Source organism: Brevundimonas sp., from assembly GCF_035627475.1.
Lineage (GTDB): Bacteria > Pseudomonadota > Alphaproteobacteria > Caulobacterales > Caulobacteraceae > Brevundimonas.
Map to the genome: position 1 here is coordinate 45,127 of NZ_DASPLR010000010.1, position 25,566 is coordinate 70,692.

A 25,566-nucleotide genomic window follows, 5' to 3' on the forward strand; every position below is an offset into this window, starting at 1 on the left:
GGGTCCGGGCGGGCGGGAACGGGGGAGACCCGCAACTTGGCGCGCCCGGCGCGGCGGCGAAACCCCCGGTCGCGAAATCACCGCAGGAAAGCCGCCAACCGGGTCTTGCCCCCCCGCCCCTTCCCGGCTAGATACCCGCCCTCGCCGTTCGCGGCCAAGCGCGCCCGTAGCTCAGCTGGATAGAGCATCAGACTACGAATCTGAGGGTCGGACGTTCGAATCGTTCCGGGCGCGCCATTTTTTCAAACACTTGCTGTCGAAGCTCCATCTGGCAGGTGGCTCTGGGACCCGTATGGGACCCAGACTGGAGGAATAATAATCTACCACGAGCATGTTTCGGGGCACATCCGGGCGCCGCTTGCCCATCTTCGACCCGATCGGAGCGGTGTCGAGGCGGGTCACCATCTTGCTGAACGCCACCTCCAAGACGTCGCCTTCGCGCCAGCAGCGGACATTTGCCCGCCGCCGGAAGGCTGACATTCGAACCTTCGTCGACACGACGTCGCGGCCGACCGAATACGGATGCCTGCCCTGACCGTTGATCAGTTGGCCTCGATTAATCGTTACCCTCAAACGTCCACCGGCACGAAACAGAGCTAGCCGCGCCGACTTCAGCGTCTGCCAGGCTCAGAGCTCCGTAATTCCCCCATCGGGAGAAACCCCGAATATCGCGCCTCGGGCGGCCTGCCTATTCATCCTGTCCTGAAGTCTTGGGCCCGCCAAGGCGGTCGGGACAGTAGCGATGCGTAAGAGTCTTGCAATCACCGCCCTGTTTCTCGCTTCAGCGGTCTCCGCGACGGCGGGGGCGCAGGAGACCGCCGTCTACGGCGGCGCGCGAGATCAGCTGACCCTGATCCTTCCGGTCACGGCGTCCGTCAGCGGCCACTGCGGCTTCGCGAATGCGGGGTCGCCCGCCGCTGACGTGGATGTCGGCGATATCGCAGCCGGTTTCTCACACACCCTCCCTTTCACCCTGTCGTGCAACTCACCCGTGCGACTAGCGGTCCAATCCCGGAACGGCGCGCTGCGGGCGCCCGATGTGCCCCCGGCCGGATACGGCGCATCGCTCGACTACATGATCACGGTCCACGCGGTGGGCTCCCGGGGGGTGAGCGTCTCGGCGAGCTGCGCCGCCTCCGCCTTGACCAGCGCCGCCACCACCGCCTGCGCGCTGCGCGGCCCGGCGTCCTCGACCCAAGGTCTTAGCCTGCCCGACATCAGCCTGAAGGAGCCCGGGTCCTACCTGCAGCTCTCGGCGCCGCCTGCATCGGGTCCAACGCCTCTCATGGCGTCGTCCGACTATGCCGACTCCCTCGTCCTCACCCTCAGCCCCTCCAGCTGACACCCCCCTCGCGCTGCTTCACAAGGAATCCACGATGAAACCCCTCTCCCTCGCCCTCACGACCGCCCTGCTCGCGGCCTCCGCCTCGCTCCCCGCGGCCGCCCAGACAGCGTCCGCGCAGGTCAACGTCACCGGCTTCGTCGCTCCGCGGTGCGGCGCGCTGGACGGTTCGACCACCGTCACGGGGTCGATCGCACTTGGTGAACTCGCCGGACAGGACGGCCAGATCCGCACCGGCCTGGCGAACTCGACCACGGGGTCTCCGGCGGGCACGGTGGCCATGCAAATCGGGTGCACCGGTTCCGCGGCCAACCTGTCGCTTAGCGCGACCCGCCTCAGCAATGCCGCCGCCCCTGCGCTGGCGACCAGCTCAAACGACATCGACTACACGGTCGAGGCCGCGATCGCGCTGGCGACGGGCGGGCATTCCACCGTGAACTACACCACGGCCGCGGCAGCGCCCGCCGCCACGCCGCTGGCCGTCAACAGCACCTTCGCCTTCGTCCCGGGAAACCTCGAGATCCGCGTCTTCGATCTGACACCGGAGCACGCGGCGCCGAGCCTGCTGGTGCCGGGAACGTACCAGGCGACGGTCACGTTGCAGATCTCACCGGACTGACCGCCAGGTCACGGAGGAAATCCCATGTCCAGACCTGTGATCGCCGCTATCGCCGCCTTCGCGGCCGTCGTCCTTCCCGCAGTCTCGATCGCGATGTCCCTCAGCCCGGTCGTCATTGACCTGCGGCCGGGCGGCCGGGCCGCCACCCAGACGATCGTGGTCCAGAACACGCGCGACCACCCCATCCCGGTTGAGATGCGGACTGAAGGCATCGACCTCGGCCTGCAGGGGGCTCGCGGCAATGGCGTCACGACCGATGACCTGCTGGTGTTCCCGGCACAGGCCATGATCCAGCCAGGCCAGAGCCAGACCTTCCGGGTCCAGTATGTTGGTGAGCCGGGCTTGGCCCGGAGCCGCCACTACTACGTCACGGCGGCTCAACTGCCGGTCCAGCTGGGCCGCGAACAGACCGGGGTCCAGGTGCTCTACAATCTCCAGGTTCTGGTCAGCGTCGCACCGCGCGTCGGAGAGGCGGACCTCAAGGTGGTCGAGGCTGGTGTCGGCCGCGACGCGGAGGGCCGTCCCGCGCCGGTGGTTACAGTTTCGAACTCTTCGCCCGTGCACGGCTATCTGTCCCGGGGACGGCTGACCGTCGTCCAGCGCGACAGCAGCGGCCGGGAAACCCTGCGGCGGGAATTCTCCGGCCCCGAGATCCAGCAGACCGTCGGATACGGTCTGGTGGGTGGGGAGGGCACCCGCATCTTCACCCTGCCCATGGCGCTGCCGGCGGAGGGAGGAACGCTTGAAGCCCGCTTCCACCCCGAGCCGCGGTCCTGACCGCGGCCGTCGGCGCCTCTGGGGAAGCGCGACGACCGCGGCCATCGCACTCTGCCTCGGCGAAACCGCCGCGGCCCAGGTTCAGCCGCTGGACGCGCCGGCCCCCGCCCAAGTCACCCGGCTGAACCCCGCGGGCCGCCCGATCCGGCTGACCGCTCCGCTGACGCTGGACGACGTCTATCTGGGCGACATCGAACTGTGGGTCTCGGCGGACGACGTCATCAGCATTCCAACCGGGCGGCTTCTCGAACTGCTGGAGCCGCTCGTCGACAGGACCACGTCCGACGCTCTCCGTACGAGCCTCACCGGCCAATCGGCGCTCGCGCCGGGCAAGCTCGTCGGCCTCGACATGGAACTCGTCTACCGCCCCGAACTCCTGTCTCTGGAGGTGCGGGTTCCGGCCGCCCTGCGAGCCGCGCGGAGCCTCAGCGTCGGGGGCGTCTCCAGGGCGCCGGCCGGAGAATTCGAAAGGCCGGCCTCGCTGAGCAGCTACCTGAACGTCCGCGCCGCCGTCGACCACGTCAACCGCGGCCCGGACTCGGGCCTGCAGGCGCCGGTGGTGTTGCTGGAAGGGGCGATGCGAGCGCGCGGCGTCGTGCTGGAATCGGACGCCGTCTGGCGGCCGTCCGGCGCGGGCCCCGATGTCCAGCGTCTCGGGAGCCGGCTGGTCTATGACGACATCGATTCGATCGTGCGCTGGACCGCGGGAGACCTTCAGCCGGCGCCCCGCGGCTTCCAGGCGTCTCCGCCGCTGGCCGGCCTGTCGATCACCCGTTCTTACGGCGAACTGAGGCCGTTCGAGACGGTGCGGCCCACCGGGCGGGAGAGCTTCGTCCTGCAGCGGCCGTCCATGGTCGAGATTCACGTCAACGGCCAACTCATCCGCAGGATTCAGCTGGAGCCGGGCCCCTACGATCTTGGCGACTTTCCCGCCGCCCAGGGGGCCAACGATGTGCGGATCGTCATCGTCGATGACGCCGGCCGGCGTGAAGTGTTGCGGTTCAACCTGTTCTTCGACCAGTCGCAGCTCGCTCCGGGCCTCAGCGAGTTTGGTTTCTGGGCGGGCGTGAAGGCCCCGATGGGCAGCGCGGGTCCGGTCTACAGCGACGCTTGGGGCCTGACCGCCTTCTACCGTCGCGGGCTTACCGAGCACCTGACGGTCGGCGCCAACGTTCAGGCTGAGTCCGGAGCCTGGCTGCTGGGCGCGGAGGCGGTCTGGTCGTCGCCCCTGGGGGTGCTGGCCGGGCACCTGGCGGTCTCCGATCAGGAGAGCGGCCGGGGCTTCGCCGGGGTAGCGAGCTTCCAGAGGGAGACCGCGGGTGCGGACGGGCACGGCGGCTTGCTCAGCCTCACCGCCGAGGCATGGAGCGTGGACTTCGCCGTTCCCGGCGGCAGGCCGGGTGATCATCCCCTTCGCCGACGCTTCGCCGCCGGCTATGGTCACAGCTTCGGCAACGCCTTCTATGCCGGCGCCGACCTGCAGTATGCCGTGCCTGCGGACCCGGGCCCCGATCCGTTTTCGATCCGCGCCAACCTTGGCTGGCGACTGGGCCGGCGCCTGGACCTGACGGCGGAGGCCGTCCGGCAGTTCAATGCCCCGACCGTTGGCGACGAGACGGCCGTGCGTGTGGCCCTGACCGTAAGGCTCGGCCCGCGCTCCAGCGTACGCGCGGTCCATGACGGGGTCTTCGACGTCAGCCGGATTGCCTACCAGACGAGCGCCGGCGAAGGGGTCGGCGCCTACAACGGCGAGATCGAGCTGCAGCGGAGCGCCGCCGCCTTCGGCATCAACGGAGCGGCGTACTATATCGCCAACCGGGCCGAGGTCGGCGTCACCCAGTACAACAGCTTCGACCGCGATTCCGGCTCGTCCACAGACGGCCGGACGACGCTCCGGCTGGCGACGGCGCTGGCTTTCGCCGACGGGACATTCGCTGTTGGTCGGCCCATCCAGGACGGGTTCGCGATCGTGCGGGCCCACCCCAGTCTCTTGGGCGCGCAGGTGCAGGTCGATCCCACGTCAGGCGGCTACACAGCCGCAACGGGTTGGCTAGGGCCGGCGCTGAAGCCCAACCTCACCGCCTGGTCCGAACGCAGCGTGGCCATCTCCGCGCCTGACGCGCCAATGGATCTCGACCTCGGACCCGGAGCCTACAGGGTTCTGCCCCCGTATCGTGCAGGATACCTGCTTCAGGCGGGCTCGGACTATCATGTGACGGTGACGGGCCGGCTGGTGGACGAAGCCGGAAAGCCGATCTCCCTCCTGGCCGGTGAGGCCTTCGAGATCGATCACCCCCAACGGAGACTGACGGTGTTCACAAACACCGCGGGCCGCTTCTCGTTGTCCGGCCTGCGGCCAGGGCAATGGCTCGTGGAAATGCGGACCGAGCAGACAACCGTCTATCGCCTCGACATTCCCGTGGGCGCGGATGTCCTCGAATCGGGCGAGATTCGCCCTCTGGAAATGGAAACGCCATGACCTTCCGAGCCTGTTGGGCGGCCGCGCTGTCGCTCGCCGCGGCGATCCTGGCCACTCCCGCGGCGGCCCAGAGCGGCTTCTGCGGGGTCAGCGGCAGCACGGCGGCGGCCGTGGGGACCTACAACCCCTTCTCGCCCACAGGGCTGGACGATGTGTCGATCTCCCTGAACCTTCATCGCCACAGGGGCGAGGGATTCACGCGGTCGGTCAGGTTCTTCCTCGTCGAGCCCGCCGTGCAGACCCCGCTGGAGATCCGCTACCGCGGCTGGGACATCACCCATTCGATCTTCTACGCCCCCCGCCTTGCGTTCGCGGGGGCAGACTTCGGCATCGTCGCCCACGACTTCGGCGGAGGAGGCCAGCCCGACACCGCCTCGATCCTGCTGACGGTCAGCGTACCCCCGGGCGTCGACCTGCCGGCGGGAGAGACCATCTCGTTCGACATGATCTATGTGTGTGAGGGCCAGAGCGGACTGCGGTCCGTCACCACCCCCCGCCTGGCGCAGGGCGCCGTCACCGTGCAGATCGAGGTGGCTAGTGCGCTGCAGGCCAGCTACGCCGGCCCGCCGCTCGACTTCGGCGACATCGGAGGCATGACTGACCTTCAGGCGTCGGCGCAAGTGCGGACCGGGGCCATTCGGGTCGCCAGTTCCGGGCCCTACCGCGTCAGCATCGCCTCCAACAATCAATACCGCATGGCCCCTGCGGGCGGTGACCCCGACGATCCACGCCAGCGGATCAGCTATATGGTCAGCTTCAACGGTCAGGCGGCGGGCGCGGGGCAGAGCACTGCGCTGCGGGCGGAATGCCGCCGATCCGGGCTGGCTGGCCGCAATCTTCCCCTCTCCGTCAGACTGCAGGAAGGGGGCGAGGACAAGGTCGCATCCCCGGACTACCGCGACACGCTGATCGTGACCGTCACCCCCCTCGCCGCCCACCACGGCGGACCACTCGCCACTTGCGGCTGACTTGGCCGGCAGGGCTGTTTGCGCAGGCAACGAGTCCCGGCGTACGTTGCGCGGGAGGCGCCCCCCTGAAGCTGTTGGACCTATGCAGGAGGCTTCACGGACCAGCGCGAACTATCGCCGTGCTGGAAGCTGCACCGGGAGCCCTCGCGCTGGATCGGGGTGAGTCAAACCCGGTCATAGGCGGCAATCCGGCAAGTGGCCCCAAGCGGACATCGTGAACGGCAGCAAAGAGTCAGGAGCCGCTGTTGTCGCTTAGAAAAACCTCAACCCGCACCACCCCGCGCACGGAGTGCTTCATAGAGCTGCCCGGGCCCCAGTAGCGCGTCCTTCAGGCCGTCCTGAATCCTCGGCGACTCCAGCGCCTGTTTGCTCAGGCTGTTGTGCGCCACCAAGGCGTCCATGATGGCGTCGAGAAGCTCCTTGCCGAGGGTCGGGGAGCTGGCGAACTGGGCCTTGGTGTTGTTGCTGGCCTGCTGGATCAGCTCGTCGGATTCCAGCAGCTTTCCCTTGAGCACCTGGTTCACATAAACGAGCTGGTCGCTGTCCGTCGTGTCCGCGCCAAACAGGTCGTTCACCCGGGCGATGATTTCGTCGAGGAGCGCCTTCTCCTTCTCGTGGATGCCGCCTGAGCCAGTCTCGGACATTCCCGGCAGCTTGGGCGCATCGCCCGCCGCATAGGTGAGGTCGCGCTTGCCCTCGTTCTTCAGGGTGTGGTGGGTCAGCTTGATGCCGGTCAGGTCGACGCCTTCCCGCTCGCGACCGAAGACCAGCAGCGGCAGCAGGCGGCGATAAAAGATCGCCCGCTTCTCGACGTCGGTGTTGCCGTAGTCGATGATCTGGCTGAGGAAGCTGTAGAGCCGCAGATAGGCGCCCATGTCGCTCTTGAAGAGCTCCAGCGCCCCCATGTGGTCGCGGGCGTCCGCTTCACCCTGGGCGTTGCCGCTGGCCGTCGCCGTCGTGAGGGCCTGTCGGGCTCCGTTGGAAGCCTTCAGGATGCGATCCGCGACCGGCACCAGCGCGGAGATCAGCTGCCCCTGCGTGGCCTTCGGATCGAGCTCGACCTTGACCACCCGGTCGACGTCGAAATCGTCGTAGTGGCCGGCGGCGTCCAGCTTGGCGCGCAGGTCGAAGATGAGGTTCGGGTCGGTCGCGCTTTCCAGTTCGGCCGTCTCGAAATAGGTCCGGAAGGCCGCGAGGACCTCCTCGGAGCTGTTCACGAAGTCGAGAATGTAGGTCGTGTCCTTGCCGGGGTGCGACCGGTTCAGGCGCGACAGCGTCTGCACAGCCTGGATGCCGGCGAGGCGGCGGTCGACGTACATGCCGCACAGCTTGGGCTGGTCGAAACCGGTCTGGAATTTGTTGGCGACCAGCAGCAGGTGGAAGTCCGGGCCGTCGAAGGCGTCGCGGATGTCGCGACCTTTGAGGCCGGCGTTCAGTTCCTTGCTCGTCTCGGTGAAGGGCTCCGCGCCGGAGTCCTTGTCATTCACCTCACCCGAGAAGGCGACCAAGGTCCCGAGCGAATAGCCCTTCTCCTTGATGTATTTCTGGATCGCCAGCTGCCAGCGCACGGCCTCGATCCGGCTGCCCAGCACCACCATCGCCTTGGCCTTGCCGTCCAGCAGCGGCTGGACGTTCTCGCGATAGTGTTCGACGACGATCTGCACCTTCTGGCTGATGTTCCAGGGGTGCAGCTGCACCCACTTCATGATCGCCTTGTTGGCGGCCGACTTCTCGACCTCCTTGTCGTCCCAGTCCTGGCCGTCGTGAGCGAGGCGGAAGGCCAGCTTGTAGGGGGTGTAGTTCTTCAGCACGTCGAGGATGAAACCCTCCTCGATCGCCTGGCGCATCGAATAGACGTGGAAGGGCGTCGGCAGGCCGTCATCGCCCTTGCGCCCGAACAGCTCCATCGTCTTGGCCTTGGGCGTGGCGGTGAAGGCGACGTAGGTGATGCCCTTGTCGTCCGCGCGCCCGGCCATCTTGGCCGCGAGGATATCCTCGTTGGAAATCTCGCCCCCATCGGCCAGTTCGGCAGCCTCGGCGGCCGACAACATCTCTTTCAGCTTCGAGGCGGCCTCGCCGGTCTGGCTGCTGTGGGCCTCGTCAGCGATCACGGCGAAGGCCTTGCCCTCGGTCGCCGCCAGCTCTTGCACGGCCTCCAGCGCGAAGGGGAAAGTCTGGATGGTGCAGACGATGATCTTCTTGCCGGCCGCCAACGCCTTGGCCAGCTGCCCGCTCTTGGACCCGCTCTCGCTCTTGATCGTCTCGACCACGCCGGTCGTCCGCTGGAAGTCGAACAGGGCCTCCTGAAGCTGGCTGTCGATGACGTTGCGGTCGGACACGACGATGACGCTGCTGAACAGCTTCCTGTCCTGCGCGTCGTGCAGCTCGGACAGGAAATGCGCCGACCAGGCGATGGAGTTGGTCTTGCCCGACCCGGCCGAGTGCTGGATCAGAAAGCGCCCGCCCGGGCCCTCATCCAGCACCTTGGCCGCCAGCTTCCGCGTCGCGTCAAGCTGGTGATAGCGAGGGAAGATCACGCCGGTGATCGCCTTCTTGGCGTCTCGGCGGGTGACCAGGAAACGCCCCAGGATCTCCAGCCAGCTATCCCGCTGCCAGACCTGTTCCCACAGATAGGCGGTGGGATGCCCGCCGGTGTCGGAGGGATTGCCTTTGCCGCCGCGGTCGCCCTGGTTGAACGGCAGGAAGCGCGTGGCCGGGCCTTCCAGCCGCGTGGTCATCGCCACCTCGCGGTTGCTGACCGCGAAATGGACCAGCGCCCCGCCGGGGAAGGACAGCAGGGGTTCGCCCCCCTGCCCCTTGGGCTTCGGGTTCCGGTCGAATTTGTACTGGTCGATGGCGTCCTGAAGGCTCTGGGTGAAGTCGGTCTTCAGCTCGGCCGTCGCGACCGGAATGCCGTTCAGATACAGGACCAGATCGAGGCAGTTTTCGTTGGCGGTCGAATAGCGCACCTGCCGCACCACGCGCAGGCGGTTGGCCTGATAGCGCGCCGTGATGTCCGGGTTCATGCCCATGGCCGGTCTGAATTGGGCCATCGCCAGCCGTCCCTTGGCGCCCACGATGTCCATTCCGTTGCGCAGCACGTCCAGCACGCCGCGCTCGTCCAGCGACTTGCGCAGCCGGTCGGCGAGGACGGTTTCGGCATTGGCGCCGTGGGTCTTCGACAGGCCCTCCCAGGTCGCGGGCTGGGTCGCCTGAACCCATGCGGTCAGGTCGGCGGGGAACAGGGCGCGGGCGCGGTCGTGGCCGGCGGCGTCGCCGGGCGCCTGCAGCCAGCCGTGGGCGGCGAGGTGCGCGCAGATCTCGTCCTCGAAGCTGATCTCTTTGTGGATGGTCATGCTTCCCCCGAGCGCACGTCTAGTCGGCCAGTCGGGCCGCCTCCCAGTCCTTATAGGTCTGGCCGTTGGATGTTCTCCATACGGTTGTGCCGTTGACATTATAGCCGAGCACAACGGCGCCAGCCGCGCTAGGCGACCTGAAGGCGTAGCTGCTGCTGAACCTGTAATGCTCGCCGTCTCGCACCAGAACACCGGTTGATACGAGCTCTCTTATGAGCTCTGAGTAGGATCCGATCCCTAGGCCGAAATCGTCTTTCCCTTGGGCGAGCGATCCAGCCTGAACGACGAACTCCCCGTCGATCAGGAGAGCGTCAGCGCGCAGCCCGTGTTTGCGATTTTCAAGATGGAAGGCCGTGGCTTCCGAAGCTGTCGTGGCTTGGTCGGCTGCCGCGCGCATTGTCGTCTCAACAACCACGGGACCGGTTGGGCGCACCCTCTGCACGAACATGTCGATCCGGACGGCCGGCAGCACCATGAAGAGGTACTCGAGGAAGGCTTCCATGTTGGCCCGCGCCGACTCCGATAGGCCGGGGCGCGGCGGCGTGTTGCCGTTATCCAGCGGCATGACACCGACCTTGCGGGCCTCCTCGACCAGCCGGGATTCGAGGAATTTGGCGTGGGCCTTGTGTAGGTTGTTGGCCGCCGAGGTGACCAGGACGGCCGTCGTCCACCAGTCCTTGCCCGCCTCATGGCTCCGCATGCGAGCGGCGATGTCCTCGCCCTCGCCGATATAGGCCAACGGCTTCCCATCCCGCTCGCCCAGCAGCAGATAGATGCCCGTGAAGGACGACTGCGGCCGCGCCAGCGCCTCCTTCAGACGGGTGCGCGGCGTGACAAGCACGTGGCCGGTCCAATTGAATACCTCAGCCGTCAGCATCCCGTCCGGGCGGCCGTCGATGAAAAAGAGTTCGAGGGACCGACCCAGAACGCCCGCGCTCATGCCGCCTCCGCCTGCTCGGGGGCCATGCAGCGCACGTCGATCTTGCCGGTGACGGCGGCGGAGATGAGGGCGGCGCGGCGCTCTTGGAGAAGACTGATAGCAGCTTCGGCTTCGGTCGTGAGCTCCCGGTATCGGAGCGCCGTCTGTTGAATGTGAGCGGAGATCGCCTCCTGCTCTGCGAGCGGCGGAATGGCTATGACAGCGTTTGCGATTTGCCCCTTGTTGAGCGAGGGCACCGTTCCGGGATTTGAGATCAGGTCGAACTTCACCAAGCTCATAGCGCTTCGGATGAACTCAAGGTCATTACCGTCGCGTACCGATAGGCCCATCATGTTGTTGTCGAGGCAAGCAGGCCGTCGCAACCGCCTCAACCGGCCAAGCAAGAGCGCCGCGCCGATCTTTGCGAAAACGATGGAACCAGCGGGGAAGACGTATGCGCCGAGCCGTTTGGCGGTCTCACGCGAAACAGTATTTCCGCCGGTCGTGAGAAAGTCGTCGGGGTCGGCGAGGGCGAGTGCGTTGACCTTGTGGAACGGGAGTTCTTCAGACTGCAAGCCTTGCTCAGCATCTGGAAAGCCCGCTCCTGCGTTGAACTCGCCAACGTGCTTGAGCGCCTTTACCTCCCAATGCGCCGGCACCTCGCCCAGCCACTCGATGCCCGAGTCCTTCGTCGGGGCGGTGGGGCCGAGGCCCTTGGTGACGGCGTGGGAGATGACGGCCTGTCGCTTCTCCTTCAGCAGTTCTATCAGTTGCCGCTGAGCCTCTACCAGCGCATCGATCTTGCCGATCTCCCGGTCGAGAAAGGTGGCGATGGCGCCTTGTTCACTGACTGGTGGGACGGGCAGAGGAAGCCAGCCGAACTGCTCGTATCGGATCGTCTTTCCTTCGCGGATACCATCGGTGATAGCCTGCAAAGCGGCGATGTAAGGCTTCGACTTGAGAAGATACTCCCAGTACCCCGCTGCGATCTGCTGCGCGGGCTTCAGGGCGGTGTAAGCAGGGCTCACACAGCCACCATACTGACACCGCTCAATCCCTCCCTGAAAGCTGCGAAGGCTGATTACAAAATCGTCGATGTCGACATGTTTGAACGCGTCTATTCCACCCATCGCCAAGACGACCTTCTGGTCCTCCAATGACATGAAGAGCCGTTGGGGTATGACGCCATACTTCTGAGTCGAGGATAGCTGCTCATCCTCGGGGGCTGCTGGCGTCCGAGTCTGTTTGAAAATCCGGCGCCCAGCTGTCACGTCCCAGTGCGCTGGAACATCGCCGATCCACGCCACTCCACTATCCCGATAGCTCTCGTACGCTGGCACGCTCACGCCGCCAGCCCCTCGATCATCGCCTTGATCCGGTCGGTCACGGCCAACAGGTCGGCGTCGATCTCGGCCAGATCGCGCGGGGATTCGAACACGTAGAAATGCCGGTTGAACGGGATTTCGTAGCCGACCTTCGTCTTGCTCTCGTCGATCCAGGCGTCGGGGGCGTGGGGCAGGACCTCCCGTGTGAAATAGGTCTCGACATCCTCAGCCAGCGGCACGTTCTCTGTGTCGCGCAGGGCGCTGTCCGGTATCGGCTTGCCCTTGGCCTTACCCTTCTGGCCCACCACCGGCCGGCCCTGATCATCCAGCAGGGGCCGTTCCACAGTGATGGTGCGGTAACCGAAAGCCTCATTGTCGAAGATGCGCGACAGGGGCTGCAGCTTGACCTTCCCGCCCTCGGGCGGGGCGGGCGGGGTCTCGGCCTCGATCACCACCTCACGGGCGACCAACTTGCCGTCGGCGTCGGTCACCGTCGCCAGCCTGGCCTCTTCGAAGCCGCCGAACAGGCGGGTGACGACGGCGATGTCGTCGTCGGACATCTCGCGCCGCTTGGAGCCGAGGGACTTGCGCATCTTCTTCCAGAAGACGCTGGCGTCGATCAGCTGAAGCTTGCCCTTGCGGTGCGCCGGCTTTCGGTTCGAGACGATCCAGACGTAGGTGGCGATGCCGGTGTTGTAGAACATGTCGGTCGGCAGGGCGACGATGGCCTCGACCAGATCGCTCTCCAGCAGATAGCGCCGGATCTCGCTCTCGCCCGAGCCCGCGCCGCCCGTGAACAGAGGCGAGCCGTTCAGGACGATGCCGAACCGGCACCCTCCCTCCGAAGCCGGCCGCATCTTGGACAACAGGTGCATCAGGAAGAGCAGCGAACCGTCGGACACCCGCGGCAGACCCGGTCCGAAGCGGCCGTTGAAGCCCTGCTGTTCGTGCTCCTGACGGACGATCTTCTCGACCTTCTTCCACTCCACGCCGAACGGGGGGTTGGACAGCATGTAGTCAAACTTGCGGGTTGGGTGGCCGTCGTCGGACAGGGTGTTGCCCGGCGTGATGTTGGCGACGTCCTGACCCTTGATCAGCATGTCCGCCTTACAGATGGCGTAGGACTCGTCGTTCAGCTCCTGGCCGAACATGGTCAGGCGCGCGGTCGGGTTGAGGCCCGCCAGATAGTCCTCGGCCACCGAAAGCATGCCGCCGGTGCCGGCGGTCGGATCATAGATAGTCCGGACCACGCTGGGCTTCGACAGCAGGTCATCGTCCTCGACGAACAGCAGCGACACCATCAGCTTGATGACCTCGCGCGGGGTGAAATGCTCCCCGGCGGTCTCATTGGAGAGTTCCGCGAACCGCCGGATCAGCTCCTCAAAAGCCAGGCCCATCTGGTGGTTGTCGACCGAGCCGGGGTGCAGATCGATGCGGGCGAATTTCTCGGCCACCTGGTACAGCAGGCCCGCCTTGGCCAGGCGGTCGATCTGGGTCGTGAACTCGAACCGTTCGAAGATGTCCCGTACCGCCGGCGAGAAGGCCTGGATGTAGGCGTACAGGTTCTGGGCGATATGGTCGGCGTCGCCGATCAGCTTCGCCATATCCATCGGCGAGGTATTGTAGAAGCTCTGCCCCGCGGCGCGCAGCAGGAACGGCTCGGGGTTCAGGCCTTCGCCCGACCGCTTCTCGAACTCCGCCAGCACCGCGGGCTTGGTCGCCGCCAGCACGCAGTCCAGCCGGCGCAGAACCGTGAACGGCAGGATCACCTTGCCGTAGTCGGACTGCCTGTAATCGCCCCTGAGCAGATCGGCGACCGACCAGATAAAGGCCGACATGGACTGATGATTCATGCGTTACTCCCCGAGCAATCAGGGATAGCACGTGCACGGCATCTGCGCGCAAGGCGGGGTGATATTCGATCACCAGCGGCAGCAACCGGCCCGACCTTGCTGATAGCCCCTAACGGTCACGAACCGCTGGAGCAGGACGCCGCCGCTTCACCATCGAGACATTTCGACCCAGCTCTCACCGCGGGTGTCAGGCGACCAAGATCGTCGCCAGGTTCAATCCCCGGCAGCAAGCCAGTCATCGGGAATGATCACAGGTCCGACTTGGCAGTCGGACGGCCGGGACATATTCCAAAGCCGGGCCAGGTCGAGCCGGTATTCCAGCCACCATTTCATGACCTTTCGGTCTTTGATGCTGATCGGCCTGTTCTTGGCGAGGCGCTCGCCGGTGAGCAGATTGTAGTTGGCGCTCCGACCTGCATAGGACACCCGGAAGTGTGGCGGTGGATGCTCGTCTGAGAAGACCTCCAGCTTCGCCTCTCGCACCTGCGGGAGAAGATATTCCATCATACCGCTGCGTCCGCCGCCCGAGCCCATCACCACCTCGGTGGGGAAATGGATCTGGAGAGAAGCCAGCAAGGGCCCTTCAACAGTCAGCAGGAATGGCTTGTGAACGCTCATGTGATCTACGCAACGTCAAGACGGGGCGGATGCCGGCAAACAAGCGTTGCGATAACGCGCCTCCGCCGGAAGTGTCCAGACTTCATCAGGGACCACGCCGCCGCTCTGGAGCGTATAGAATCATCGAGAGTTCGCCTTCAGAGCCCGAAGTTGGAACCCAAGTCTCGTGCGTCTAAATCTGACTCGCTGAGGCGTTTCGGACGTCCGCTCGCGGTTCAGATTAGGGTCTCGATTGACTGAAAGCGCGGTTCCAGAAACGGGCAGGGACGGCGGCTATCGAGGGCACCCATCGACAAGGAGAGTGAGCCTCATGACCGACCCGCAGCCGACGTTTCGCAGCCCTGCCGAACAAGACGCGCTCGTCGCGCCGTTCGAAATTCCGATGGGCCATCCATTAAGTTGTGACCATTACACCCCCCAGGGGGATGTCATGGGCCGGCTCTATGTCCTGGCTCAGTTTGAGCTCATGAACTTGGCGGCGTTCCATCGAGCTGCGTTTGAGACGGTCCGGCGCCAGGACAAGGCCATTGCTGAGTATGCGCAGACCCTCAAATCGGAGCCAACCAATCCGCTGTTTAACGATGAGGACAGCGAGGGTTGGGCGGAGTTGATGGAGAGCCGATCTCGTACAGCGGTCCTCGAGGCCGACAATCAAAATGCCGCGGTCGCTGCCTATGCGAACGAACTGTGTGTCATCGGCTTGTGGGCTCACACTGAGAAATACCTTGATCTCGTGCTTGCCGGCTTCACCGGAACGGCAGGGGTTTATCGTTGGGACGACTTTCTTCAACGCTTCAAAAGCGCTGACGTTGACCTTACGAGCTTGCCGGGATTTCACGGGGCAGCCGAATGTCGCATACTCAACAACGCGCTGAAACATGGCGGCGTCGTCACCCCAGCGCTGGCCGCTATGCCGACCTTCGCAGGGCAGGAAGCGAAGCAGCTGAGAGACATCGTCTTGGACCCTCAGCCGTACCTCCTGGCCGTCCATCACCTGATCGGGTCCCTATTAGAAACTTGCGGTTGGAAACTGGATGGCGGAACGCCTCCAAGGCCTTGGCAGACTGATGGCTTTGGGCGGCGGATCAACGCCAGCGGCCAAACCGTTCGAACCAACCTGGACGCGACGGCAGGCCTTCAACGTCCGCTCTCCGGTCGAGAGCCGACGTCTGACCTTGGCGCCTAGTCGACGGTATTCAATCGACCAACCCGTGGACGGTAGCCAGACGCGTGACTGCGTCCGCTACGAGATCGTGCTCGACGCCGCCCTCCCCTTCCAGCAGCCTCTTGGCCACAAGGAGTTTGCCCACGGCCTCTTCGGGGCTCCCCGCAGGCGTTCTCACTATGCGGTCAAGCAGAACGGATCGCTTCTGATCGATACGTGCGATCTGGCGTTCCAATCGCTGCATCTGGCTTGTCGGAGTGAAGGAAGCGGGCGCGACGGCCGTGGCAATCAGGTCGGCCTCGGCCCGGCTCCATTCCAAGGTCAACGACTCCAGTAGGTCGTCGGCATGTATCCAATCTTGGACGTCCCCACCGACACTGTCAGGCTTGGCCGTAACGCGCGTGACCAGCGGAATCGCCGTGACAGTTCCCACGATCAAGCGTCGTGTCACACTGGGTCGGAACCTCTTATCAGCTGGCATAGACGGCTCGCTTCGCGCCACAGATGAGCACTGTGCTAGATTTTGATCACAAGGTGCGCGAAAGTGAGCACACCGAACTGACCAAGTCAACACGGTGTGCGCATTTTGGAGTACACTGTGCCGACAATTACCCCGTTACAGCTGAAACTCGCTCGGACCGCTGTTGGACTTGGGGTTCGCGAACTTGCGGAAAAGGCTTCCGTCGCGCCTTCGACGATCCAGAGATATGAATCCGGGCGCGGCGGAATGCAGTCGCGAACTCTGGACAAGGTTCAGCAGACGCTTGAGGACGCTGGCGTCGTCTTCATCCCCGCCGATGCCCAAGGCGGTCCAGGCGTCCGCCTGAAGTCCTGAAGTCGCCCGTCCGATCACAATCGCTCGACCGGTGGTGAGCGGGTAGAACGCCCTGAAAAATCCTGAACAGCTGTGAAACAGAGTCCGTCGTGATCGCCTTGGACGGGCTCCATTGACTGTCCCCGGCAGAATCGCACGGTCGGGGAACATTCTGTGGAGTTCCCCCATGCCTGGCCTGCAACTTGGACCGACCGAAGACACCCTCCTGACCCGCAAGGAGGCGTCGCGCGAACTGGCGACAATGGGCATCCGAAGAGCGCCCTCCACCCTCGCCAAGATCTTCTGCACGCGATCGGATGGGCCGCCGTGCCTGCATCTAGGCCGAACGCCCTACTACCCCAGGAGCAAGCTTCATGAGTGGGCGCGCAGCCAGCTCACCGACCTGCGCTCCTCCTCCAGTCAGCCGCGCCGCATGGGCGTGTGGCGGGCCACGGACGATAGCGACCGACCCGGCGCCTAGAGCTCCAGCCCCTGTCCTCGACCGAGTTGCTGACCGAAGCGGAAGTCCACCGAGCCGCCTTGCAGCACGCCGGTCATCGCCTGGCCCCGGCAGGCCTCCAGCGCGGCCCGCCATGGCGCGAGGGTGATCCCGTGGCGGCCCTCGACGACCGCATAGGGCATGCCGGCGACATGGACCTTCTCCATGTAGACGCCAGAGAAGCTCTGGCCCGCCCTGGCGAGATCGACCGGCTTGCCGTTGGCGCCGAGCCGCTCGAACGCGCTCTTCACCTCCATCGCCCTCAAGGCCGTCTCGTCGGCTTTGCCGAGTCTGAGCGGCTCGCCCGAGCCGACGCCCCAGGCCCGCAGAACCCCGGCTCGCTCCTGAAGCCGGATACGCGCTTCTTCGGCCAACGGGCCACCCGATGGTATGTCGACCTGACCTCGCAGATTGCGGTCCAGCCAGGTGAACGCCTGCGCCCGGACCTGCGCCTCTAGCGGGCGGGGGTCCCGCACCCGGACCCCTAGTTCCGTCGCCCCAAGCTTCGCCCGATCGGCGGCGGCCGCCGCCTCGGGGTAGTCCGCCCCGATCGCGAACCGCCCCTCTCCCAATGACCGGCATGCGCCCTCGCGGCTCGTGGCCTCCAGCCGCCGCAGGTGACGGTCGATGAAGGCCGGGCTGTCCTCAGGTCGCAGCGTCCGGTGCGCCGCCGCCGAATACACCCCGCCGCTCTCTCCCGCGACCTCTGCGATGGTCTGATCGGACGCGCGGGCCGGGCGGGCCTGCGCATGGATCTGGACGACGGCCCCGGGCAGAATGCGATCCAGCACCAGAGCCGCATCGAGGCTCGGCAGCCGCACATGCCCTAGCCGGCCGTCGAAGGTCTCCATCACCAGAGCCTGCGGACCGGACCCATGGGGCCCGATCGGCTGCACCCCGACATAGGCGCCGGTCACAGTCTTCCCCGCCGCCGGTTCCAGCGGTTCCAGCCGGTCGATCTGGCCAGACCACGGCGAGCCCCACAATGCCTTGGCCGCCGCCCGCTCACGATCCTCCCGGTCGCCGTGAGCCCGCAAACGCTCCGAGAAGTCCGCGGGGACCGACCAACGCTCAGGCCCTTCCCGCGTCACCCATCCACGGGTCTCCAGATGGACCAACCGGCGCAGCGCGTCCGACTGCTGCTCGGCGGGGATGCTTTCCAGCGCCAGCTGTCCTTCGCGGACCCCGACCAGCAGCGTCCGGTCCAGCCGCGTGAACCGGTCGGCCGTGATCTCCCGCTCTATGTCGGCGGACTGCTCCTGCCGCGGTCCGAGGATCTCGGTGGCCAGTTCCTGTGCGCGGCCTCTGAGACCGTGGCTGACGTACTCCCGGGGCAGGACGAGGTCGCGGCCGTCCTCGCGCTTGCCCCTGAGCAGGATGTGGAGGTGCGGCCGACCGGTGTCGAAATGCGCCCCCGCCACCCAGTCCAGCGGCGTGCCCATGTCGCTCTCGACCTGGCCCATGAAGCGCCGCGCATAGGCTTTGAGGTCGGGAAGGTCGCGACCGTCTTCCGGGTTCACGATCAGCCGGAAATGGTGCCGGTCCGCTTCGCACCGACCGGCGAAGGCGCGGGCGTCGGCGTCGTCGCCGCGGGCGTCGAAATACCGCCCCTGCTCTCCGTCCGCGCCCGCGCCCTCGCGGGCTACGTAGCGGACGTGGGTCATCAGCGCCTTCTTCGCGCCCGGCGTCATGCGCACCACTCGCGCCTTGACCATCACCCGGCGCTGCTCGCCCGTCGCCGACCGCACCGGCCGCACCCGCTGGGCCAACGCCTTGGCGGAGAAGTGCCGCGCCCGGGCGCGCGGGGGCATCCCCGGAGTCGCCCGGCCAACCAGGCCAGCGGTCCGACCGACCGGAGGCGTCTCTCGCCGGGCGGTCAGGGGCGGACGCCAGTCGAACAGGTCCGGGTCGCGCGGCTCGGTCATGGGCGGGCTCCAGCATCCCGCACCGCTCTTCACCGATGTACCCGGCCGGCGATGTTCAAGGATCGCAGGCCGGATTTTATCTTGCCCTGCCACCCTGTCGCTGTGCGGTTGAGGGATGACGGTTGCGCGTGATTCCCTGGATCACTTGCGCCAGACGGCCCGCCGACGGCGTTTGGGGGACGCCGGCTTCAAGGGCTGCGTCGGTCGGCCGAGGCCCGCGATCACGGGCGAGCCGATATGTTCGTTATTCCCGAACTTTTTAACGCGTTCGGCCTGACATGTTAAATGCAGCTGCGCCCCCGGGCATCGAGATTGCTTGGGTTCGCATCGCCCCATTCGAAAATCGGTCGGACGGTCGACGAGCCTGACGGTGAAAGATGAAGCCGAGCCAGACGATCTCCCGGGCTGAACTCTACCGACTGCTGTGGGCCGAGCCGTTGACCAGACTGGCGGAACGGTTTTGCGTCTCCGATGTCGGACTGAGGAAGATCTGCCAACGACATGACATCCCCCTGCCGCCTCAAGGCTACCGGCAGAGGGCGCAGGCGGGGCGCGCCCAGCCCCCGGCGCCGCTGCCCCGCGCAGGCGATCAGGAGATGATCGAGTTTCCCGCACCGCCGGCCGGCTCCGCGTTCGCCACGGACCTGATGGATCGCGTCTACGGGCCGCTCATCGAGGCGGAAAGCCGACCCGACAGACGTATCGAGGCGCCTTCCGACATCGATCTGCGTCACCCCATCGCCAAGCGGGTTTTCAAGGCGTTGAAGGCGGCGGCGCCCGACATGTACGGCGCTGTCGTCTACGACGGTCCGGAGCCCTTCCGGGTACGCGTGCCGCCATCTTCCATTCTCCGCGCGGCGCGCCTGATCGACGCTCTGGCGCGAGCCTGCGACCTTAGGGGGCTGGAGATCCGCACCAGCGACATGTCCAACGGCCAATCCGGGATCATGATCGCCGGCGAGGCCGAATGCCTCGCCCTTGAGGAGGCCTCCCAGAGGAAGGTCCATTGGTCGACCGAGACGGAGAAGGCCCGAACGCGACGGCTCGGTTACTCCTCCGCGCCGATGTACGACTTCGTTCCGAGCGGCGTCATGACCATACAGATTTCCACCGCGACCTATCGGGACGGCGTGCGCAGCGTATGGAAGGACGGCAAGACGCGACGGGTGGAAGACTGCCTCAACGAGGTTTTCATCGGCCTGTACCGGTCGTCACATTCCGCCGCCGTGTCGCGGCGGAAGAGCGAGCTGCGACAGGAGCGGGCGGACGCAGAGAACGCCCGCCGGCGCCTGTTGCGCGACGAGAGGCTAGCGGCGGAGAAGCAGCTGGAGGATCTGGAGGCCCAGACCGACGCCTGGGGTCGGGCGCAGCGTCTGCGCGCCTTCATCGCCGCCTACGAGGCCGCGAACCGCAGGGAAGCGGGTGACCTCGGACCAGACGCCGCGGCCTGGATCGATCAGGCGCTGCGACACGCCGACCGGATTGATCCTCTCACCCCGACGCCTGTCTCGGCTCTCGACTACGCGGAGGAGGACCTGCGACCGATTTCGGTGTGGCAGATTCCCGACGACTGACCGCCCCGGCTGGCGGCCTGTTCTGCCTGGATCGTCAGTCCGGCTTCCAGGCTGTCAGCAGGGCTTCAAGAGCTCTGGCCCGTTCCGCGATCAGCTCAGCCAACCTGCCGACGATCTCATGCTTCAGTCCTTCGGCCTGCATCTCGCCAGCGATGGCCATGACCTCATCCGGCGTTCGGCCGGCCAGGTCCCGGGCGCGTTCAATCCACCGACCCGGATTTTGCCGAACCTCAGTCGCCATGCGCGCGATGTGACGCGCTCCGATGTCTCTGAGGCGGTATTCGCCGCCCAGCTTCATCGCCAATTTGAGCTTCTGATAGTCGAGGTCCCTGTACGGCAGGGCGCTGGCGATATCGTAGAGCGGCGCCAGACGGACACGCCCCTCGCTGGAGAGCAGGAGCGAGTAATTTTTCGCGTGGGCGTCGGTCCCCACGACGATCCAGTTGAACAGAATGGCGTCGAGGAAGGTGTTGATGTCCTCGCCGGGCGCGCTGGATTGATCGGCCAGAACGGCGACACAGTCCGGCACGCCCGGACCGTCCTCGTTCTGGTATTTCTCCGACGGCAGCCGGGCGAGCGCCTGGCAGAAATCTTCCTGGTGCACCCGCGCGATCCGGGCGCCGAGACGCAATCGATCATACCGTTCGACGACGATGGCGATCTCGCCGTCAAACGTCTCGACCCGTGAGGCGGCCGCCGGGATGCCGAGCCGCCGCGCCAGGGTGAGGCACAGATGTTCGTTCTCCGCGTGCCCATCGAACGCTGCGGTCGGGGGCTTGAGGATGTGGGTGGTCGGCAGTCTGCCCGATGGGACCCCCCAGCGCCCGTCCTCCCACATCAGGGCTGTCTTGGGTTGGGCTCCGGCCAAGCTGAACTGGCCGGTATCGCGCGCGGCGCGCCAGGCGGCCTGATCTTCCCGCAGCGCCTTCAGCCGCTCGGCTACCTCGTGCTCTTCCAGCCAGTCGACGCTGTCTTCGGCGCCGCCCTGAAGCGCAGCCAGTCGATCCGGCCGGACAAACTGGACGGCCCCGGCGCAGTCCTCCCCGACCGCTCCGATGAGCGCGAAGGGGTTTTTGGGGGAGACCTGGAAGTGGCGAGCCCAACGGGCGATGACCACCTCGTTGTCGGGCAGCAATCCCCACAGGAAGGCGTTGACCGGGCCGTGCGGATGCTCCGTCGCGGCGAGAGGCATGGAAAGCGAGAGGGGATAGGCGTCCGCGCGCAGCCTCCAGGCCTCGTCATAGATCAGGGACAGTCTGCCTTGGCGGCGGCGTATCACGCCAATGGTCTGACCATCGAGGAGCAGGACAAGGAAGTCGTCAGCCATTGCCGCGGGCCTTGGCCACGATCGCATCGATGTCCACCGAAGGGCTGGAGCTCGTCGGACCGATCAACGGGTCCCCCAGGGAGAGCGGCATGTTGAGCGCCTTGAGGGTGCGCAACACCAAAGCGAGTTCCGCCCCCGCCTTGCCTCGCTCAAGCCCGCCGATCCATTGTCGGGTGACGCCGACCTGCGCGGCCAAGGAGGCCTGGTCGAGGTTGAGCGCTCTACGGCGCTCCCTCACGGCGGCGCCGAGGTCCTTGACCGAACGAACTATCATAGCACACCCGTTGTTAGCGTTTGCTAACATCTATCATTGTTCGCGTTCGATTACAATTCGGATTGTTCGCGTTCGATGACATCGACAAATGTTATCGCTCGATAACACCGCAGACCCTTCGCGCCGTCGACAGCCTGACGTCCAAACCTTGGCGCCGGGAGCCTTGGTCTCGTGATCAAGGCTCTAGGCGGGACGTTCGCCATAGGGCGCGTGTATCAGGCGTTCCTGACGGTCTTCAGCCAGGTCGCGCGTCGCGGATGGGCTTCGTGTGTATCGGGCGGGACGCGGGCGGATAGGTCCCGCCGATCAGCCCATCATCCAGTCTCCACCACGCGCAGCGGGATCGGCCAGGCCACCCTCGTCAGGACCGAGGGTGACCATCCAGTCTCGCGCAAACGGCAGATGGGCCTCGACATTGGCGAACCGTGGAGCCCACGGCTCTAGGGCCGGCAGAACCCATGGCTCGTCATCGAACTTGGAGCCGTTGAGGCCCGGCAAGACCTGCGGAAGGTCGTCAGGGCGGGCAGGCAGCACGAACGCATCCCCTGTCCCGGAGCCGGTATCGAACTCTTTCGCCGCTGCAGTCGTCCCCGCACCCGCTCCTTGGGCCAGCGCCAGGTTCTCAAGCGACATCCAGACGTCGTCGTCTCCGAAATAGATGGCCTCCATGCCGTCGAGAATATCGACGCCCTCCCCCCCGATCTGATCCGCCACAGTGACAGTCCCGTCCGGATTCCAGGTGAGTGCGAAGTCAGAGGAGGCGCCCACATAGTTGGCCTGATCGAATCCATCTCCCCCCATCAGGAGGTCGTCGCCGCCGCGACCGATGAGGCTGTCGTCGCCCGCCAAGCCGTAGATGGTCTCTGAACCCGCTGTGCCCTCCAGCCATGCGTCGTCGAATTCAGTTCCGTAGTCTGGAACCAGCGACGTGATCGCCGCCCATGTCTGGCTTGCCTGAAAGTACACGGACTCGACCTCGATCAGCGTGTCCGCACCTTCGGCGCCGACCGTGTCCGTCACCGTGATCGAGCCGTCTGCTTCGCGCGTGAAGGTGAAATTCGCAAAGTCTCCGTCGAACACGGCTTGGTCGTAACCCGCGCCTCCGATCAGAACATCGTTCCCGCCGCGCCCCACGAGAAGATCGTCGCCGCCCAGTCCGTAGATCGTGTCACTCGCCGCCGTGCCTTCAAGCCACGCGTCCGAACCCTCGGTCCCGTAATCTGCGACGAGATCTTCGCTGTAGTGCCACGACTGGCTTCCGGCGAAATAGAAGGCTTCCATGTCGAACACGACGTCGGTCCCCTGATCTCCCGTCAGATCAGTGACGATGATCGACCCATCCTCATTCCGCGAGAACTGAAAGTCCGCGACGTCGCCCGCGTAGTTGGCCTGGTCGAAGCCGGCCCCGCCGAAGATGAAGTCGTCTCCGCCTCCGCCGGACAGATGGTCGTCGCCATCGTCGCCAAAGAGTTGATCGTCCCCATCGCCGGCGTAGGCTTCGTCGTCGCCCTCGCCAGTAAAGAGGGAGTCCGCGCCCACGCCGCCATACATCAGGTCTGCGCCGACGCCGCCGTCGACTCGGTCGTCGCCGTCGCCTCCGACAAGAAGATCATCTCCGGAGCCGCCCTCCAGACGACTGCTGGAGGCGCCGGCGGTCAGGCTGTCCGCGAAGGCCGAACCGATCACCTCGGTGAAGCCCAGAAGCATGTCGTGGCCGCTCCCGCCGGTGTCCTGACGCGTCGAGAGACCCAGATCCACCGTGACGCCCGCGCTCGACGACTGATAGCTGACGCCGGGCGAAGACTGGCCGCCGAGGAGGGTGTCGTCTCCGTCGCCGGCGGCCTGGGGTTCTTCTGAGTACTGCCTCCCCGTATAGGCGGCCGTCCAGGCGCTCTCTCCATTGAAATAGGACGCGTCCACCGCCGGGCCGGGCGGGATCGTGTAGCCGTAGGTCTCGTTGATGAAGAGACCCATTGCGCCGATCAGATCAAAGAAACTGAACTCGCCCGCCTGGGTCAGGATCGTGATGAAGTCGTACGGCTGGAACTCGAAGTCGGTCCAGGGCGTGGGATTCGGGACCCCTTGCTGCGCCATGAAATAGGCCGAGCCCGTGTCGAATATTCCCGACATCGTGCCGATCGTGACCGAGGCCCCGGAGGGAAGCATCAGACAGATCCGCCCCTCGTAGCCTGCCGTCTCGAATTCTTCGTCGATGCCCTCGAGCGTCCAGGTGTCGTGATATGTCTGAACCCGCTCCCATCCGATCCGAAGGTCGGCCAGGTCATAGGAGCCGACATCGATGGTGTAGCCGCCCCACTCGTCGAGCATGTCATGGCCGCCGCCGTCCCTCAGGAGCACGGTTCCGCCGCCCGAGTACCAATCGTTTCCGGCCCCGCCATCCATGACGCCGCCGCCTTCAAGCCGGTCGCTTCCCTCACCGCCAAATTGGTAGGCGCCGCCGATCAGGAAATCAGCGCCTCCTCCGCCGTGCACGATCGCCCCGCCGTCGATCAGGTCTGACCCGGCGCTTCCAAAGACTTCTCCGTGGAAATTGTCGATCCCGACGATCCCCCCTCCACTGTTGGCCTGCATGAACACATCGCCGGCTGCTCCGGATACGATGGAATAGCCGGTCGGCGCCGCGGACAGGTCAATGACATCCGCCACGCCGCCCACGGAACCGACCGCGTCTATCCGGAGATCAAGGTCGGCATCGAAGGCGCCGCTAAATTTGAACGTGTCCTGGAAGGTGGTGGCCGTTATCCGTTCGATAGAGACCAGGCGGTCGGCGCTTCCATAGCCATCATCTGCAACGGTGATGACCTGTTTGCCGTCATAGGTCGCAGCCGCGGTATCGAAGTTTATGGTGATGCCGTGAGATGTCGCGGTTCCCGCGTCTCCCACGCTGTAGTCCACCCGGTCTATGCCTTCGTCGCCGGCTCCGCCCATGTCGCCGCCGTGAAGCAAGTCCTGGCCACTTCCGCCGGACAGCGTGTCGTCGCCGGCGCCGCCGTAGACATGGTCGTTCCCGGCGCCGGTGTTCACCACGTCATCACCGCCGAAGGTGACGATGAGGTCGCGGGTCGTTCGAGTCGAGTGATCGACCTGATTGTTGGTGACGACTCCTTGCTGGTCTCCAAGGCGCGCCAGATCGGTCTCATTGCCTTCGGTGTATTCCACGCCGTTGGCGATCGACCTCGTTTCGTTCGGGTCGATTGAGTTCAGCGCCGCGAAATAGGTGGACTGAACCAGATCGGTCCAGCCCATCTCCTGGGCGACCAGCTGCTGACTGGCCACCGCGTCGCCCACTTGATCTATCTGGGGGTCATTCAGGGCGGAATCTGCGGAACTTTGGGGGTCTTCAAAATTGGTCGAGAGCAGGTGCGCAAGTTCGTGGATCAGGGTCAGGGCGATCATATTTCCACCCTGCTGAACCCAACGGCCTTGGTCATTGAAAAAGCCGATGGCCGGCACCCGGTCGAGGTCGACCGCGATCGTCAGCACCGTGTCGTCAGACCATGCGACGGATACTGGGTCAGTGCTGTCCCAGATTCGGATGACGTCGGGTTTCGCCGCGAGGGCGTCCAGGATGCGCCGCGCCTCGGGCGAACCGGCATAGAGCGCCCCAAGAGCCGTATGAATCGCCGTCTGGTCTGTCGAGGATTGTGGAGCATAGTTGGCGCCCATCTGCGTTGGAAACACGAAGCGGTGCTGGATGCTGGCCCACGACAT

The 25,566-nt window shown here is 65.6% G+C and carries 17 protein-coding genes, 1 tRNA gene and 1 pseudogene; 9 read left to right on the forward strand and 10 right to left on the reverse strand.

What is annotated here, in order from left to right:
* Positions 1-160 precede the first annotated feature (160 nt).
* From VEA62_RS02160 to VEA62_RS02185, 6 genes are all read left to right on the forward strand, one after another.
* A tRNA-Arg gene (locus VEA62_RS02160) sits at positions 161-237 on the forward strand.
* 505 nt (positions 238-742) lie between these two features.
* Positions 743-1,342, forward strand: coding sequence for a hypothetical protein (locus VEA62_RS02165; RefSeq protein ID WP_324817800.1), 600 nt, complete (start codon positions 743-745; stop codon positions 1,340-1,342).
* A gap of 34 nt (positions 1,343-1,376) precedes the next feature.
* The gene (locus VEA62_RS02170) at positions 1,377-1,961 is read left to right on the forward strand and encodes a hypothetical protein (protein WP_324817802.1); all 585 of its coding nucleotides are present in this window, start codon (positions 1,377-1,379) and stop codon (positions 1,959-1,961) included.
* Between the two features lie 24 nt (positions 1,962-1,985).
* Positions 1,986-2,738, forward strand: a complete 753-nt coding sequence (locus VEA62_RS02175; protein ID WP_324817805.1) for a fimbria/pilus periplasmic chaperone — start codon at positions 1,986-1,988, stop codon at positions 2,736-2,738.
* Positions 2,704-5,217: a fimbrial biogenesis outer membrane usher protein gene (locus VEA62_RS02180; protein ID WP_324817806.1), complete on the forward strand. Its 2,514-nt coding sequence runs from the start codon at positions 2,704-2,706 to the stop codon at positions 5,215-5,217. Before VEA62_RS02175 ends, VEA62_RS02180 begins: the two co-directional genes overlap by 35 nt.
* Positions 5,214-6,185, forward strand: coding sequence for a hypothetical protein (locus VEA62_RS02185; RefSeq protein WP_324817809.1), 972 nt, complete (start codon positions 5,214-5,216; stop codon positions 6,183-6,185). Before VEA62_RS02180 ends, VEA62_RS02185 begins: the two co-directional genes overlap by 4 nt.
* Positions 6,186-6,721: 536 nt before the next feature.
* Here the strand turns inward: VEA62_RS02185 and VEA62_RS02190 are convergent.
* From VEA62_RS02190 to VEA62_RS02210, 5 genes and pseudogenes are all read right to left on the reverse strand, one after another.
* Positions 6,722-9,541: pseudogene (locus tag VEA62_RS02190) on the reverse strand (type I restriction endonuclease subunit R); the annotation flags it as partial.
* Positions 9,542-9,560: 19 nt separating this feature from the next.
* Positions 9,561-10,481 carry a GIY-YIG nuclease family protein gene (locus tag VEA62_RS02195; RefSeq protein ID WP_324817812.1) on the reverse strand — a complete coding sequence of 307 codons (921 nt, stop codon included), beginning with the start codon at positions 10,479-10,481 and terminating at the stop codon, positions 9,561-9,563.
* The gene (locus VEA62_RS02200; protein WP_324817814.1) at positions 10,478-11,623 is read right to left on the reverse strand and encodes a restriction endonuclease subunit S; all 1,146 of its coding nucleotides are present in this window, start codon (positions 11,621-11,623) and stop codon (positions 10,478-10,480) included. The genes VEA62_RS02195 and VEA62_RS02200 overlap by 4 nt, the downstream gene beginning before the upstream one ends.
* A gap of 179 nt (positions 11,624-11,802) precedes the next feature.
* Complete coding sequence (locus VEA62_RS02205) at positions 11,803-13,638, reverse strand: class I SAM-dependent DNA methyltransferase (RefSeq protein WP_324817817.1); 1,836 nt, start codon at positions 13,636-13,638, stop codon at positions 11,803-11,805.
* A 213-nt stretch (positions 13,639-13,851) separates the two neighbouring features.
* Positions 13,852-14,256 (reverse strand): DUF4160 domain-containing protein, encoded by a 405-nt coding sequence (locus VEA62_RS02210; RefSeq protein ID WP_324817820.1) that lies wholly within the window; start codon positions 14,254-14,256, stop codon positions 13,852-13,854.
* Positions 14,257-14,566: 310 nt separating this feature from the next.
* On the opposite strand from VEA62_RS02210, the gene VEA62_RS02215 reads away from it, so the two are divergent.
* On the forward strand, positions 14,567-15,442 hold the full coding sequence (locus VEA62_RS02215; RefSeq protein ID WP_324817821.1) for a hypothetical protein: 876 nt from the start codon (positions 14,567-14,569) through the stop codon (positions 15,440-15,442).
* A 10-nt stretch (positions 15,443-15,452) separates the two neighbouring features.
* On the opposite strand, the gene VEA62_RS02220 is transcribed toward VEA62_RS02215, so the two are convergent.
* Positions 15,453-15,860, reverse strand: a complete 408-nt coding sequence (locus tag VEA62_RS02220) for a hypothetical protein (RefSeq protein WP_324817823.1) — start codon at positions 15,858-15,860, stop codon at positions 15,453-15,455.
* Positions 15,861-16,019: 159 nt separating this feature from the next.
* On the opposite strand from VEA62_RS02220, the gene VEA62_RS02225 reads away from it, so the two are divergent.
* Positions 16,020-16,256 carry a helix-turn-helix transcriptional regulator gene (locus tag VEA62_RS02225; RefSeq protein WP_324817825.1) on the forward strand — a complete coding sequence of 79 codons (237 nt, stop codon included), beginning with the start codon at positions 16,020-16,022 and terminating at the stop codon, positions 16,254-16,256.
* Between the two features lie 456 nt (positions 16,257-16,712).
* On the opposite strand, the gene VEA62_RS02230 is transcribed toward VEA62_RS02225, so the two are convergent.
* Positions 16,713-18,659, reverse strand: coding sequence for a DUF3363 domain-containing protein (locus VEA62_RS02230; protein ID WP_324817827.1), 1,947 nt, complete (start codon positions 18,657-18,659; stop codon positions 16,713-16,715).
* A 596-nt stretch (positions 18,660-19,255) separates the two neighbouring features.
* Here VEA62_RS02230 and VEA62_RS02235 point away from each other — a divergent pair.
* Positions 19,256-20,233: a hypothetical protein gene (locus tag VEA62_RS02235; protein ID WP_324817829.1), complete on the forward strand. Its 978-nt coding sequence runs from the start codon at positions 19,256-19,258 to the stop codon at positions 20,231-20,233.
* Positions 20,234-20,267: 34 nt separating this feature from the next.
* Here VEA62_RS02235 and VEA62_RS02240 read toward each other — a convergent pair whose 3' ends face one another.
* From VEA62_RS02240 to VEA62_RS02250, 3 genes are all read right to left on the reverse strand, one after another.
* Positions 20,268-21,560, reverse strand: a complete 1,293-nt coding sequence (locus tag VEA62_RS02240; RefSeq protein ID WP_324817831.1) for a type II toxin-antitoxin system HipA family toxin — start codon at positions 21,558-21,560, stop codon at positions 20,268-20,270.
* Positions 21,553-21,834: a helix-turn-helix transcriptional regulator gene (locus VEA62_RS02245; protein ID WP_324817833.1), complete on the reverse strand. Its 282-nt coding sequence runs from the start codon at positions 21,832-21,834 to the stop codon at positions 21,553-21,555. The genes VEA62_RS02240 and VEA62_RS02245 overlap by 8 nt, the downstream gene beginning before the upstream one ends.
* A gap of 306 nt (positions 21,835-22,140) precedes the next feature.
* Positions 22,141-25,566: a hypothetical protein gene (locus VEA62_RS02250; RefSeq protein ID WP_324817835.1), complete on the reverse strand. Its 3,426-nt coding sequence runs from the start codon at positions 25,564-25,566 to the stop codon at positions 22,141-22,143.